The organism is Acinetobacter sp. ANC 4648 (assembly GCF_002135345.1).
Classification (GTDB): Bacteria; Pseudomonadota; Gammaproteobacteria; order Pseudomonadales; family Moraxellaceae; genus Acinetobacter.
On sequence record NZ_NEGI01000002.1, the window covers coordinates 415,550 to 430,217 of the forward strand.

The 14,668-nt window shown below is 40.1% G+C and carries 13 protein-coding genes; 1 reads left to right on the forward strand and 12 read right to left on the reverse strand.

What is annotated here, in order from left to right:
• Nucleotides 1-40: 40 nt before the first annotated feature.
• Nucleotides 41-925 carry a LysR family transcriptional regulator GigC gene (gene gigC, locus B9T27_RS05035; protein ID WP_086205743.1) on the forward strand — a complete coding sequence of 295 codons (885 nt, stop codon included), beginning with the start codon at nucleotides 41-43 and terminating at the stop codon, nucleotides 923-925.
• Nucleotides 926-971: 46 nt separating this feature from the next.
• Here the strand turns inward: gigC and B9T27_RS05040 are convergent, their stop codons facing one another.
• From B9T27_RS05040 to nuoG, 12 genes are all read right to left on the reverse strand, one after another.
• Entirely contained in the window at nucleotides 972-1,700 is a 729-nt protein-coding gene (locus tag B9T27_RS05040) for a cold shock domain-containing protein (RefSeq protein ID WP_086205744.1), read from the reverse strand.
• 88 nt (nucleotides 1,701-1,788) lie between these two features.
• Nucleotides 1,789-2,730: a hypothetical protein gene (locus B9T27_RS05045; RefSeq protein ID WP_143222565.1), complete on the reverse strand. Its 942-nt coding sequence runs from the start codon at nucleotides 2,728-2,730 to the stop codon at nucleotides 1,789-1,791.
• A gap of 709 nt (nucleotides 2,731-3,439) precedes the next feature.
• Nucleotides 3,440-3,736 carry a cold shock domain-containing protein gene (locus B9T27_RS05050; RefSeq protein ID WP_086205746.1) on the reverse strand — a complete coding sequence of 99 codons (297 nt, stop codon included), beginning with the start codon at nucleotides 3,734-3,736 and terminating at the stop codon, nucleotides 3,440-3,442.
• An 83-nt stretch (nucleotides 3,737-3,819) separates the two neighbouring features.
• Nucleotides 3,820-4,455: a uracil phosphoribosyltransferase gene (upp, locus tag B9T27_RS05055; RefSeq protein WP_086205747.1), complete on the reverse strand. Its 636-nt coding sequence runs from the start codon at nucleotides 4,453-4,455 to the stop codon at nucleotides 3,820-3,822.
• Nucleotides 4,456-4,573: 118 nt separating this feature from the next.
• On the reverse strand, nucleotides 4,574-6,070 hold the full coding sequence (gene nuoN, locus B9T27_RS05060; protein WP_086205748.1) for an NADH-quinone oxidoreductase subunit NuoN: 1,497 nt from the start codon (nucleotides 6,068-6,070) through the stop codon (nucleotides 4,574-4,576).
• 2 nt (nucleotides 6,071-6,072) lie between these two features.
• On the reverse strand, nucleotides 6,073-7,677 hold the full coding sequence (gene nuoM, locus B9T27_RS05065; protein WP_171263342.1) for an NADH-quinone oxidoreductase subunit M: 1,605 nt from the start codon (nucleotides 7,675-7,677) through the stop codon (nucleotides 6,073-6,075).
• A gap of 7 nt (nucleotides 7,678-7,684) precedes the next feature.
• On the reverse strand, nucleotides 7,685-9,574 hold the full coding sequence (nuoL, locus tag B9T27_RS05070; protein ID WP_086205750.1) for an NADH-quinone oxidoreductase subunit L: 1,890 nt from the start codon (nucleotides 9,572-9,574) through the stop codon (nucleotides 7,685-7,687).
• A complete protein-coding gene (nuoK, locus tag B9T27_RS05075; protein WP_086204160.1) occupies nucleotides 9,571-9,879 on the reverse strand; it encodes an NADH-quinone oxidoreductase subunit NuoK in 309 nt (102 codons plus the stop codon). The genes nuoL and nuoK overlap by 4 nt, the downstream gene beginning before the upstream one ends.
• On the reverse strand, nucleotides 9,879-10,397 hold the full coding sequence (gene nuoJ, locus B9T27_RS05080; RefSeq protein WP_171263343.1) for an NADH-quinone oxidoreductase subunit J: 519 nt from the start codon (nucleotides 10,395-10,397) through the stop codon (nucleotides 9,879-9,881). Before nuoJ ends, nuoK begins: the two co-directional genes overlap by 1 nt.
• Nucleotides 10,397-10,939 (reverse strand): NADH-quinone oxidoreductase subunit NuoI, encoded by a 543-nt coding sequence (nuoI, locus tag B9T27_RS05085; protein WP_086205752.1) that lies wholly within the window; start codon nucleotides 10,937-10,939, stop codon nucleotides 10,397-10,399. Before nuoI ends, nuoJ begins: the two co-directional genes overlap by 1 nt.
• An 18-nt stretch (nucleotides 10,940-10,957) precedes the next feature.
• The gene (gene nuoH / locus B9T27_RS05090; protein ID WP_086204157.1) at nucleotides 10,958-11,974 is read right to left on the reverse strand and encodes an NADH-quinone oxidoreductase subunit NuoH; all 1,017 of its coding nucleotides are present in this window, start codon (nucleotides 11,972-11,974) and stop codon (nucleotides 10,958-10,960) included.
• 2 nt (nucleotides 11,975-11,976) lie between these two features.
• Nucleotides 11,977-14,661 (reverse strand): NADH-quinone oxidoreductase subunit NuoG, encoded by a 2,685-nt coding sequence (gene nuoG / locus B9T27_RS05095; RefSeq protein WP_086205753.1) that lies wholly within the window; start codon nucleotides 14,659-14,661, stop codon nucleotides 11,977-11,979.
• Nucleotides 14,662-14,668: the final 7 nt, after the last annotated feature.

Below are 14,668 nucleotides of genomic sequence, written 5' to 3' on the forward strand. Positions count from 1 at the left end.
CATAATTTATTAATATTTTTTAAATGTTAAGGCTATATTCATGCGCATGACTTTACGCCAGCTGGCTGTTTTTGTAGCCGTTGCTCAAGAAGGAACCGTTACTAAAGCAAGTGATGCCGTTCGACTGACCCAAAGTGCTGCAAGTATGGCTTTGGCAGACTTAGAAGATGGTCTTGGGGCACCGTTATTTGACCGTTTAGGCAAACGCCTACAATTGAATGATCTGGGACGTTTTCTTTTGCCACAAGCATTGGAAATATTAGGTCGTTGTGATGCTTTCGAACAAGCTGCCAAAGGTGAATTACAAAGTATAGATTTACGCATTGGTGCAACGCTTACCATTAGTGATTATTTAATGCCCGACTTGATGGCTGATTTTTTAAAAATTCAACCACAAGCCTATTTACAACTGCAGGTCGGGAATACCCGTCAAATGATTGAGGCCGTCAATCAATTCCAATTGGATTTAGCTTTAATCGAAGGATCTTGTCATTTACCACAATTACAATGTATCCATTGGCGTGATGATGAACTCGCGGTATGTTGCGCACCAGACCATCCTTTAGCTCAGTTTAACCGACCATTAACCGCACATGATTTTTATCATGTCGAGTGGGTTTTACGCGAAGAAGGTTCAGGTACACGTGAAGTATTTGATAATGCAATCTTAAAAGATTTACCAGATGCCAATATTCGCCTCACTTTAGGGCATAACGAAGCGATTTTAAAAATCGTTGCAGGTGGACTAGGTATGTCCTGTATTTCTAAACTCGCAATTTCACCTTTGCAAGAAAAGGGTCAATTGGTCATTCTGGATACACCTTTCTGGCAATTGACGCGTCCATTGTTCATGCTCGCACATCGACAAAAATACCAAGGGCCAGGACTAAAAGCCTTCATGAAGTTTTGTGATCGCCCCATTTAAAATAAAAAGCTCCATTTGGAGCTTTATTTTTATTGATTAATACAGATTATCGTCCAAATTGTTTTTCACAGGGAATACCATCCTGATTCCCATCCATTTTGGTATTTGGACAATTACGAATAAAAAATAAAGCTTCTTCATAGGAATGCATTTGACCGCAATGCTGTCTACCATCACAGCTAAACTCAGCTTGAGCCACATTCTTCTTGTTCACACTACCATCTGATGTATCAATATTCATTGCTGTTGTGGTGTGGATAGGTGCAGCTCTAGTTGTATCCAATGCGCGCTTGGATTTTTCAGAAAATGGAATTGATTTAAGCTCTCCCACCGCTTTCCTTTGCTCTACAATTATATCTTGTTGCTGTTGCATCAAAGTTTGAACTTTAATCTGTTGTTCTATTTTATATTGTTGATACTGATTCCAAGCAAAACTCAAGGCAATCATAAATGCAATTAAAGATAATAATAAAATTGCATAGCGTAACTTAGAATAACTAGAAGCATTTCTATTATTCAGTTGCTGTGATTTTTTAATTTTATGCGACTTCAGCGGCTCTGGGGGAGAGATTTCTATACGAACGATCTGGCTGGCTTTAAATTTTCCATTGTCCTCAACAATTAAAAACTTTAATGATTCATTGATTCTTGGCTCACCACCATGTTTCGGAAAATCAGAAATATGAAAAAAAATATCATCGCCTGAATCTTGATGTGTAATAAAACCAAATCCTTTTTCAGATTGATATTTTTTAACACTGCCAAAGTTATACATTTAAAACCCCTGCCCATCTTTTTTTATAAAAATGGTTTTAATCGATAATAGGATAAATATTAAATCCAATGATTTAGATAATAAAATACTACCTTGCTGCTCTACGTTGCTCTATATTTTTTTGCTTTTGTTCTTCAATATATATTTTCGCCTTTGCTTCCTGATCTTGTTTATATTTTTTATATTGGCTATTGGCATAAATAGCAGAATTAACAATACATAAGAGCACAACGCCACCCAGTAAATACCGATAATTAAATTCTCTTTTTTCTTGGGTTTTCTTAATCACCATTTTTTTACGTGGTTGATAAAAGAATTTTACTTTTAGTTTTTGCCATCCTGATTGTGATTGACCGACTGTTTGGCTCACCATATTCACTTGAATGTTATGAGATTCCACAGATTCCACAGATTCCACAGATTCCACAGATTCCACAGATTCCACAGATTCCACAGATTCCACAGATTCCACAGATTCCACAGATTCCACAGATTCCACAGATTCCACAGATTCCACAGATTCCACAGATTCCACAGATTCCACAGATTCCACAGATTCCACAGATTCCACAGATTCCACAGATTCCACAGATTCCACAGATTCCACAGATTCCACAGATTCCACAGATTCCACAGATTCCACAGATTCCACAGATTCCACAGATTCCACAGATTCCACAGATTCCACAGATTCCACAGATTCCACAGATTCCACAGATGGTTTTATTTCATCGTAAGAATTTGTTCCAAGCAATTTTTTTTCAATATTAATTTGTTCTAAATGATTTGATTCATGAGTGTGCTGTGATGCATTTTCCGATATCAAAAGTAGTCTTTGCTGAATGCTCATTCTGATATTTTTTGTTTCTTCTTTTGCATTTTTATAATCTAAACGTACAATACATTTTGCTCTAATTTTGCCATGATCATCGACCGTAATGCATTTAATACGCTCACCCTCTTTTGGTTCAAGCGTGTTGTTTGGAAAATCATCAAGTACGAAAACTAAATCACTTTTTGGTTTAGTCAACGTAATAATCCCAGATTTATGCTGTGAGTCATAAATCTTGACTACCCCTTTTTTAAACATTTTAAATCTCATTCCCAAAAATAAAAGATTATACTTAAACATAAAAAAGGAGGCTCAAAACCTCCTCTAAATCATAATCAATTTTAATCTTTTTGACCACTAGCAAAGCGGTTATCACTAGCATCACTGATGCTATATACTGATATGAAAGAATAAATCCTACAATTCCCCCCTATATTAAATCGAACCAAAACAGTGCTTAATATGATAAATCTTAATTATTCTCTCTCTAAAATTTCATTAATTGGCTTTTTATATTTTTAACCAGATTGTTGTATAAAATATTCTGTGATCTATGCTGACTTTAATCTTCTTTCAGAATAGATCACTTAAAAAGTATCAACTTAATTTAGTACAAGACATCTTCTCCATAAAAAAAGCGCCTAATTGGCACTTTTTTTATTCGGTCTCAACAAAATTGAACTGTACATAGAATTCCATCACCATTTCCATCCATTTGAGTATTTGGACGGTTTTATTCAGTGTACATCGAATACATCTTAAAAAAAATCTTTGGGCTATTCACCACTGTTCAACAACAATTTATTGCGGCTAAATCCATAATTGAGTCTTCACGTACTTTATGACTAATCATATTGAACTTTGAAATATCCTATGCTTAACAATGCAACCATGGCGAGTAATGTAATCAGCGTAAAAATTTGGATAACAAATCAGTTGTAATCGACTCATTGTGTTCAAGGATTTTTTTTTGCTTGGTTTTCGCAGGATTAGGATCTACACGCTCAATACGTGTTGCTTTCAGTTTATCGCCATTCTCTTCAATGACAAATTTTACTTTTTCATTTCTCTTTGGCTCAACTTCAATTGCTGCCAGAAAATCTGAAATGTGGAAAAATATATCTTCACCCGCCATTGAAATAAAACCAAATCCCTTTTCAGGATTGTATTTCATTACTTTTCCGTATTGAAATTCTAACTTCATTAACTTTACTCTACTTTGTAAACGCTATCATCAGTATATTGAAAAAGAGGCTATAAAGCCTCCTTTCCGATCAAATTCAAAAATTAATCTTTTTGTACAGAACCAAAAATTTTATCGCCAGCATCCCCTAACCCCGGAACAATATAACCTTGTTCATTTAAGCCTTGGTCAACCGATGCCGTGAAAATTGTCACATCTGGATGCGCAGTTTCAACGCGCTTGATTCCTTCAGGTGCTGCAACTAGAACCATTACACGTATATCTTTGCATCCACTTGCCTTCAACACATCAATCGCAGCAACCAAAGAACTTCCTGTCGCCAACATTGGATCAATAATCATGGCAATACGGTTTTGTACATCTGGAACTAATTTTTTATAGTAAGTTCGTGCTTCTAACGTTTCTTCATCACGTTCCAAACCAAGCACGGATACTTTGGCACTCGGAATCAGATTTAGAAAACCTTCTAACATACCAATTCCTGCACGTAAAATAGGTACAACAGTAATTTTTTTGCCAGCAATACGTTGGGTCACTGCTTTGCCAGACCAACCATCCACTTCATGATCACACATTGGTAAATCTTTAGTCGCTTCATAAGTCAACAGCATCGTGACTTCTTGAGCAAGCTCACGGAAATTTTTCGTACTAATATCTGAGCGACGCAATAAGCCAAGTTTATGTCGAATGAGTGGATGGCGAATTTCTTGAATCGGCATGGGAGAACACCTAAAATATAAAAGTAACTTTTTAGTATTATAAATGTTTTCAGATAATAAATCAGAAAAGCCCTCAATCAATGAGGGCTTTTTTGTTACTTATAATCGTTTTTATAGATTAGTGCTGTTGGCTCATTAACAAATGAAGTGGTGACAAAATTTCAGACTTTAATGCCAAATTGATAATTGGATCGGGATAAACACCAATCAAAAGTACCAATAAGGCAGCACCGAGCACCATAATACCACCTACTTTTTGTCCCCAATGATCAGCTGCATCAATACGTGGAACATCTGGTGGTGTCATATACATGACAATCATCACGCGTAAGTAGTAATACAAACCAATACCACTACCAACCACGATCATTGCTGCTAAGAACCAATGTTCAGTAGTCACGGCCGCTAGGACCACCATGAATTTACCAATGAAACCAGCAGTTAATGGAATACCTGCAAGCGACAACATCATCACAGTTAATGTCGCTGTTAAAATTGGACGGCGCCAAAATAGACCGCGATAGTCAGCAAGTGATTCCGCTTCATCGACGTTGTTATATGGACTTGACATTAACGCAACAGCACCAAAAGCACCAATGGTGGTCAATGTATACGTCACTACATAAACACTCACGCTACCTAAGCTTGCATAAGTCATGCTAACTAAAGCAATCAACAAGTAACCGAAGTGAGCAATCGATGAATAACCTAAAATACGTTTCAAGTTCACTTGACGTACAGCAAGCAGGTTACCGACCAAAATCGAAAGTACAGCAATCACAGTAATAATCGTAACTACTGAAGGGATTAAGATCGCACCTGAGCTTAGAACGTAACGTACCATTAAACCAATGGTTGCCACTTTTGCAACAGTCGCAAGGAAGGTTGCAACCGGAGCCGGCGCACCTTGATACACATCAGGTGTCCATTTATGGAATGGCGCCAATGAGAGTTTAAAACCAATCGCAAAGATGATTAATCCTAGACCAACGATCACCATTGGTTGCTGAATTGCAGCAAACAAAGCTTGGAAGGAATCATAGAATGATAATGATCCCGTATATGCATATAAATATGCCATACCCATTAATAGCATTGCAGATGCTGTTGCAGAAAGTACCAAGTACTTAATGCCTGCTTCCAACGATTTTGAACGCTGATGAGTATATGCCAATAGACCATAAACTGGAATCGACATTAACTCTAAGCTGATAAAGAACGATGCATAATGCGAACTGGTCACCATTAACATTGCCCCTGCTACAGAGATCAACATTAAGATATACAGCTCTTCACGGTTATCTTGATATTTTTCAATATAAGCGTGAGAAAGCGTACAGCAAGCAAGTGCAGCAACCAATGCGATTAATTGATAAAGCAATGTAAATGGATCAACCATAAACATGCCCATCACATTCGCCGGCGCATACGCACCACCGAACATCATGAATAAAATATCAATTACCGCTAGGTTTAAACCCACGACTGAGGCTGTTGCAATTAAATTATGATTACGTTTAATTGCCGTTAAGATCATCACAATAACCGCAGTCAACGCTACGATCATTACAGGTGCCAAAGGCATGAGATCCGAAAATGACATGGTAAAATTCATGACTATTGGATCTCCACATTTTGTTGTGACACGACATTTTGAGCCGCTTCAACAACTTCTTGAACGGGAATAGAGCTATGCGCTAACCATGCCATACTTGAATGTGAAATATCCAAGAATGTCTGTGGATAAACACCTAACCATAGCAAAGCAAAAGCACAAATCAGTAAAATCACAGTTTCACGTACATTCAAATCTTTTAGCGGATTAGTATAATGCTGTTTCTGTTCTTCATTTGGCGTACCAAATAAAGCTTTATGAATCAGAATCAAACCATAAATTCCGGCAAAGACTAAGCTGATTGCAGCCAAAATTGTGAATAATGGGAATTTACCAAATGAACCCATCAAAATCAGGAATTCACCAATAAAGTTACCTAAACCAGGAATACCGACCAATGCAGCAACAAAGAACATCAGGAAGAATGGTAGGTATTGGAATTGTCCACGAATACCGCCCATTAAACGTAAATCACGTGTATGTAAACGTTCATACACTTGACCACACATAATGAACAATGCTGCAGATGAAATACCATGCGCCAACATCATGATCATTAAGCCTTGGAATGTCAGAATATTACCCGCATAAAGTGCCAGTAAGACAAAGCCCATGTGTGAAATTGATGTATACGCAAGTAAGCGTTTCATATCGGTTTGTTGGAAAGCACACCAAGCACCGTAGAAAATACCAATTAAGCCTAAGATAATGGCAATATCAGCAAATTGGGCAGATGCTGCTGGGAAAAATGGAATTACAAAACGTAATAAACCATACGCCGCAGTTTTAATTAAGATCCCTGCTAAGTCTACAGAACCTGCTGTAGGTGCTTGAGCATGTGCATCCGGCAACCAACCATGTAATGGGAAAACTGGAAGTTTTACTGCAAAACCAATAAACATACAGAGCATTAATGCATAAGCAATATGTGGTGCTTGTGCATCAAGGGTATTCGCCACAGCCAGTAAATAGTTGTAATCGAAGCCCACCATACCCGTCATCATGTATCCATAAACCACAAGGCCTAGAATACCAATCAGCATGATTAAACCAGCGACTTGAGTATAGATAAAGAATTTGGTTGCTGCATAAACACGAGATTTACCATCTGCGCCTTTATGACCCCAAAGTGCGATTAAGAAATAGATTGGTACCAGCATCATCTCCCAGAAGAAGAAGAACAAGAACAAATCAATTGCTAGGAATACACCAATCACACCACCTAAAGACCAAAGTAGGTTTAAGTGGAAGAAGCCAACATTCTTTTGAATCTCACCCCACGAACAGCCAACTGCAAGTACACCCAGTAATGCAGTCAAACCCACCATAAGGAGTGATAAACCATCTATCGCCAAATGAATATTAATTCCTAGCGCAGTGATCCAAGGTACATAAAATTCTGCAGCCCAAGTTGGTGCTTTTCCACCCAACTCATAGCTAAAACCACCTTGACTCCATAATGCTAGGGTTAAGCCCAAAGTAACGAGCATCCCCACTAACGCGATGTAACGTGGTAAATGTTGATCAAATTTGTCGACCAACCAACACGTGAAACCTGCAAGAAACGGTACAAGAATCAGTGCGGGTAGAATCCAATTGTTTGTGATTTCCATCTTATTTCCCCACGACCTGAATCACGATTAAGATCATCAGTAACACCACTACACCGAATGACATACTTGATGCATATTCACGTAATGAACCAGTTTGACGGGTACTTGTAAACTTATTACCGCCTTTCACAAGCGCAGGTAATACAAGCCATAAACCATCAATTGGATCACGACCAAAGATCTTCGCCAATAGTAAGTATGGTTTAACAAATACGATGTTATACAGTGAGTCGAAGCCAAAGGCGTTGCGGCAAATATTTACCAGACCAGCACCAAACGAGGTTGCTGCAAATGATTTAACCGCATTATACGCAAAGGCAAATAACACCACAGCAACAGCTAAACCAACCAATGCAATACCCACAGCAGTATATTCAGCTGCATGCATGCCACTTTCTAACGCTTCAGGAATATTAAATGCAGGAATGTGTGCTGCATTTAAAGCATTCATTACTGGTGCTTTAAGGAAGTAAGCTAGTCCTGTTGAAAGAACAGCTAAAATACCCAATGGCGCCCAATAAGTTGCACCTTTAATTTCATGATAAGGCGTATTTTCTTTGCCGAAGAAGACCACCCAAATCAGACGGAAAGTATAAATCGACGTTAAGAATGCACCTGCAACACCCACCCAATACAATGAGCCATATAATGCTGTGGTTTGACCTTGAACCCAAACTGCACCCAGAATCGCATCTTTAGAGAAGAAGCCAACGGTTAAGAATGGAATAGCAGCAAGTGCACCACCACCAATGGCGAAGCACGCAAATAAGAATTTGTTTTTATAGAACAAACCACCCATTTTGAAGATGTTTTGTTCGTGATGGTAAGCAAGGATCACCGCACCAGAAGACAAGAATAATAATGCCTTAAAGAATGCATGTGCCAACATGTGGAACAAACCAGCTTGATATGCTTCAGCACCTACAGCCATAAACATATAACCGAGCTGACTCATGGTTGAGTAAGCCAAAATACGTTTAATATCGGTTTGAACCAATGCTGCAAAACCTGCAACCAATAACGTGATTGCACCAGTAATCGAAATAAACTGCATTACTTCAGGTGTCATTTCAAGCACACTGAACATACGGCAGCACAGATATACCCCTGCGGTTACCATTGTTGCAGCATGGATCAATGCAGATACTGGCGTAGGACCAGCCATTGCATCTGCCAACCAAGTTTGTAATGGAATTTGTGCAGATTTACCCGCAGCACCTAGGAACAACATTAAAGATGTCCATAATGCCAAGTTATGATCCAGTGCCAATACTTGTGGTGCGTGTTCTACAATGGTGCCAATGTGTAAAGTACCAAATTGCTGGAAAAGCAAGAATAATGCAATCAGTAAAAATACATCACCAATACGCGTTACTGTAAATGCTTTAATAGCAGCAATACCATTGCTTGGCGTTGAATAGTAAAAACCAATCAACAAGTAAGAACAAAGACCTACGCCTTCCCAACCTAAGAATAACAACGCTAAGTTATCACCCAAGACTAGAATCAACATACTCGCAACGAATAGGTTGAAATATGAGAAGAAGCGCGCGAAGTCTTCTTCACCACGCATATACCATGTCGCAAAAACATGAATGAGGAAACCAACACCGGTCACCATACCCATCATCAACAGTGATAAACCATCAAGGTGTAAACTTACACCAGGTGCGAAACCAGCAATACTAAACCATGTCCACAAATGCTGAACATAAACAGTTTCACCACTGTTGGTAAATGCGATACCGGCAATTAATGCAAATAAGGCTGATAAACCGACAGAACCTGCACCAATAATAGCCGCAACATTTTCAGAAAGTTTATTACGCCCTGCCGCTAATAGGATGAAACCAATCAGCGGAAATAAAATTGTTAAATATAAATAACTCATCCGCGCATCTCACTCGCAGCATCCACATCCAAATGATGGAAGCGATGATAAAACTGAAGGACGATCGCAAGACCAATACACGCCTCGGCAGCAGCTAGGGTCAAAATCAAAATAAACATGATTTGACCATCGGGTTGTACCCATGCACTACCAGCAACAACAAATGCAAGTGCTGCTGCATTCATCATCACCTCAAGACTCATCAACATAAATAAAAGGTTGCGTCGTACCATTACACCGTAAAAACCAAGTGCAAATAAGATAGATGCGACGATCAGACCATGTTCTAAAGGAATGTTGCCCATTATTCTTTATCCCCTTCTGCACTTGGTTCACGTTTGCCTAAATGGAATGCTGCAACAAGTGCTGCGAGCAATAACATTGCAGCAACTTCAACCAATAATAGGTAGTGAGTGAAGAGTGCTTGACCAACAGCTTTAGGACCCACAATTTCACTGCCTAAGACATGTGTTGTAGTGGTGTAATCTGAACCGAGCATCCACACAAGAACCAAGCCAAGTAAGAAACTCATTAATGCAGGAAATGCCCATGCATCAGATCGAAGCCATTTACGCTCCTGATCAACCGTATGTTGACCTAAGTTCAGCATCATCACTACGAATACGAACAACACCATGATCGCACCCGCATAAACAATAACTTCAAGTGCTGCAGCAAATGGAGCACCAATCGTTAAGAAAATACCGGCTACCGCGAGCAAAGATACAATCAAGCTCAGTAATGCATGGACTGGATTCGTGTTTGTAACCACACGAATCGTAGAGATAATGGCCACAAGTGCCATCAAGTAAAATGGCCACATCATGGTAATAAACTCCGTACGTCAACTGGTGCACTTTCTTTTTGTGCTTGACCTTTTTCTTTACCATTAATCGCCATACCAGCGACACGGTAGAAATTATAATCAGGATATTTACCAGGACCAGAAATCAATAAGTTTTCTTTTTCGTAGACTAAGTCTTGACGAACATACTCACCCATTTCAAAATCTGGTGTTAGTTGGATTGCTGTGGTCGGACATGCTTCTTCACACATACCGCAGAAAATACAGCGTGAAAAGTTGATACGGAAAAATTCCGGATACCAACGACCATCATCTTTCTCTGCTTTTTGTAAAGAAATACAGCCGACTGGGCAAGCAACCGCACAGAGGTTACATGCCACACAACGCTCTTCACCATCCGGATCACGAGTTAATACAATACGACCACGATAACGTGGAGGTACGATGTCCTCAGCAGGTACTTCAGGATATAAAATGGTGTCACGTTTACGTGTCACGTGGCTGAATACCATCCACAACGACCGTACGATTGATCCAAATCCAGCTAGAATTTTATACATTTTTAACTCCCTGCTGTCCTAGCCCGCTTGATTCAAAAGAATCACAGCACCAGTCACCAAAAGGTTAACTAACGCTAGTGGCAAACAGATTTTCCAACCAAAATTCATTACTTGGTCATAACGTGGACGCATTAATGAACCACGCGCCAATACAAACATCATTACAAAGAATGCTGTTTTAGCAATGAACCAGAATGCTGGCGGTATAAATGGAATTTCTAAATTAAATGGTGCTAACCAGCCACCGAAGAATAACGTCACAATCAATGCAGAAATCAGGATTACGTTGACATATTCTGCAACGAAGAACATTCCCCATTTCATACCACCGTATTCAACGTGATAACCTTCAGCCAACTCTTGTTCAGCTTCTGGTTGGTCAAATGGATGACGATGCGTCACCGCAACACCCGCAACCACGAAAATAAGGAAGCCTAAGAATTGAGGAATAATAAACCACACATCACGTTGAGCTTCTACGATGTCACGCAAGTTAAAAGAACCTGCGATCGCAACAACACCCATCAATGAAATACCTAAGAACACTTCATACGAAATGGTCTGAGCAGCAGAACGTAGACCGCCTAATAGTGCATATTTATTGTTTGAAGCCCAACCACCAAATAACACTGCATACACTGCAATCCCTGCCATTGCCATAAAGAACAATAGGCCGATACTCATATCGGCAACACCCATAGTCGGGCTAACAGGAATTACCATAAATGAAAGTACAGCAGTTGCCATTGCAACTGCAGGTGCTAAACGGAACGTTAGCTTATCGGCAAACTTTGGTGTCCAGTCTTCTTTAAACATGATTTTAAGCATGTCGGCAACGATCTGGAACATACCACCAGGACCGACACGGTTTGGACCGTAACGATCTTGCCATAACGCCAGTAAACGACGCTCAACAAATGACATTAATGCAGCTAAAAGCACCACCACCAATAAGATAACGACCGCTTGAATCACTGAGTATGCAACGGGCCAATCTTGTGCCCAAGTAGGTAGAGCGCGTAAAGATTCATTCATAATTACACTCCTACCGCAACAGAAACAGGTTCAGCCAAAGAAACTGTTGGTGCCTGACCAATTGGGTAACCGATATAACCTGTAGGTAAATAGTCAATCACTTGAACTGGAAGACTAATTGTTGTCTCGCCTGCTTTCACTGTAATTTGCTGACCATCTTGAACATTCAAACGTGTCGCATCCTGTTCACCCACTGCAAATACAGCAGTCGGAATACGTGATTCCATCGCAGGCGTTTTCGCCATGAATTCACCCGATGCAAAAATATGATGCATTGGTACAAGACGGAAACTGTCTGGATTGGCAACAGTTGCAGCGGGTGCAACATAGCTACGTGCAGGAAGTTTCGCTAAACGATCGAATAAACGAACACCAGCATCACCGCCTTTCAAATGACCACCAACATTATCTTGGAATTTATTCCAAGATTGTGGCGAGTTCCAACCCGGTGCCCATGCAAATGGTACCAATGCAGCTTTAGTCTCTGAACCGACATAACCTTCCATAGAGAACGTTAATGCTGAGTCAGTATCGACAGGTTGCATCGGCTCATGTACGTTTAATGGCGCACGAATAACGGTACGACCCGAATAACGACGTGGCTCACGTGCAATTTTTAAACCATGTACACGGTAGCCCGCATCAGGCGCAACATCTTGGATTGCTTCAAGTGCAGGTACATTACGTACGACTGACTCAATCACATCATCCAATAATGTCCAAGAAATCGCTTTGCCTTTCACGCCTGTTTCAATGGCATGCAACCAACGCCATGATTCTTTAATGGCATATTCTGGTTTGTAATAGCTTGGATCGTAAACTTGGTAGAAACGTTGTGCACGCCCTTCCTGACTCACAACAGTACCATCACCTTCAGCAAAACTTGCTGCTGAAAGAACGATGCTAGCTTTTGCTAAAGTCGCTGTTTCAGAATGATCAAGTACAATCACTTCTTTGGCTTTGGCAAGTGCAGCATCAACTTGAGCAGTTGGCAAACGACGATATAAGTCATTTTCAATAATCACAACAGCTTCATAATCTTGCGCAAATGCTTGTTCTAAGCTTAAACCGCCAAACAATGCCAAGCCCATAGAGTTCACTTCAGGAACAACTAGAGACAAGCCAGCATCAGCACCTAAGTTTTGTACTAACTGTGCAGCCGCTTCCATGATCGAAGCATCTTGCAAGCTAGTGCCCGCAATAATCAAAGGCTTTTTCGCAGCTTTTAAAGTGTCTGCAATCGTCTGTGCAAATGCTTTTGCATCATCATCTAGACCATTAACAGTATCACCAGTTACAGCAGCAGCAACCGCAAAACCTAAACGTGCAATATCGTTTGGAGATGCCACCACCTCACCTTCAGCAATATCTGCTAAACGTGTTTGTGTTGCAGCTAAAATGTAAATTGGAGAATTTTCATCTTGACCAATACGTTTAACTGGTTCAGCTAACCACTCTTGGGTACGACGATCCGCAGCCATTTGTTTGGCTTTATTTTTCGCAGCTTGACGAACAGACAATGCCATACGTGGTGCAGTTTGGGTTAAGTCTTCACCCAAGATCAACACTGCATCATAACTTTCAATTTCACGCATACCTGGGGTGTAAATACCTTGGCTTTGCATGATTGAAGATGCAAGTTCAACTAGGTTTTGCTCTTTTTGAGACATACCTGTTGAATAGTTGTCTGGACCAACTAACTCACGTAGTGCAAAGTTACTTTCCAAACTGGCACGTGGTGAACCGATACCCAAAACTTTTTTGCCTTGGATACTCGTAATCACTTGATCAAGTGCTTGATCAACAGAAACAGTCGTCACAGTACCATTGGTACGGAACTGAGGTTGACGTGGACGATCTGCACGGTTCACATAACCTGTACCAAAACGACCTTTATCGCATAGGAAGTATTGATTCACTTCACCATTGAAACGGTTTTCTACACGACGAATTTCACCATAACGTTCACCTGGAGAAATGTTACAACCCGAAGCACAGCCTTGGCATACGCTTGGCGCATACTGCATGTCCCATTTACGGTTATAACGCTCAGAATGCGTTTTATCGGTAAATACACCTGTTGGACAGACTTCAGTTAAGTTACCTGAGAATTCAGACTCTAAAGTGCCTGATTCTGGACGACCAAAGTAAACACGTGAAGCACTACCATATACACCAAAATCGGTACCGCCTGCATAATCATTGTAATAACGAACACAACGATAACATGCAATACAACGGTTCATTTCATGAGAAATGAATGAGCCTAACTCTTGGTTATAATGCGTACGTTTGGTAAAACGGTAACGACGACGGTCATGCCCAGTCATTACAGTCATATCTTGAAGATGGCAATGTCCACCCTCTTCACAGACAGGACAGTCATGCGGGTGATTGGTCATCAAAAACTCAACAATCGAAGCACGAAACTCTGTTGCTTCTTTATCTTCAATAGAGATGAAGGTATTGTCAGATGCTGGTGTCATACATGACATTACCAAACGCCCACGCGTATCTTCTGCATTTGCATACTGAGTAACGGCACATTGACGGCAAGAACCAACTGAACCTAAAGATGGATGCCAACAAAAGTATGGAATATCAATACCCAAAGACAAACATGCTTGTAACAAGTTTTCTGAGCCATTGACTTCATACGATTTACCATCGACATGAATTGTAGCCATAGTCGAA

Bases quoted from the DNA above. Each gene is read 5' to 3' on its own strand.
- nuoG (WP_086205753.1), bottom strand. From the start codon at position 14,661: ATGGCTACAATTCATGTCGATGGTAAATCGTATGAAGTCAATGGCTCA.
- B9T27_RS05050 (WP_086205746.1), bottom strand. From the start codon at position 3,736: ATGAAGTTAGAATTTCAATACGGAAAAGTAATGAAATACAATCCTGAA.
- nuoK (WP_086204160.1), bottom strand. From the start codon at position 9,879: ATGGGCAACATTCCTTTAGAACATGGTCTGATCGTCGCATCTATCTTA.
- nuoH (WP_086204157.1), bottom strand. From the start codon at position 11,974: ATGAATGAATCTTTACGCGCTCTACCTACTTGGGCACAAGATTGGCCC.
- upp (WP_086205747.1), bottom strand. From the start codon at position 4,455: ATGCCGATTCAAGAAATTCGCCATCCACTCATTCGACATAAACTTGGC.
- nuoI (WP_086205752.1), bottom strand. From the start codon at position 10,939: ATGTATAAAATTCTAGCTGGATTTGGATCAATCGTACGGTCGTTGTGG.
- nuoN (WP_086205748.1), bottom strand. From the start codon at position 6,070: ATGAATTTTACCATGTCATTTTCGGATCTCATGCCTTTGGCACCTGTA.
- B9T27_RS05040 (WP_086205744.1), bottom strand. From the start codon at position 1,700: ATGTATAACTTTGGCAGTGTTAAAAAATATCAATCTGAAAAAGGATTT.
- nuoJ (WP_171263343.1), bottom strand. From the start codon at position 10,397: ATGTGGCCATTTTACTTGATGGCACTTGTGGCCATTATCTCTACGATT.
- gigC (WP_086205743.1), top strand. From the start codon at position 41: ATGCGCATGACTTTACGCCAGCTGGCTGTTTTTGTAGCCGTTGCTCAA.
- nuoL (WP_086205750.1), bottom strand. From the start codon at position 9,574: ATGAGTTATTTATATTTAACAATTTTATTTCCGCTGATTGGTTTCATC.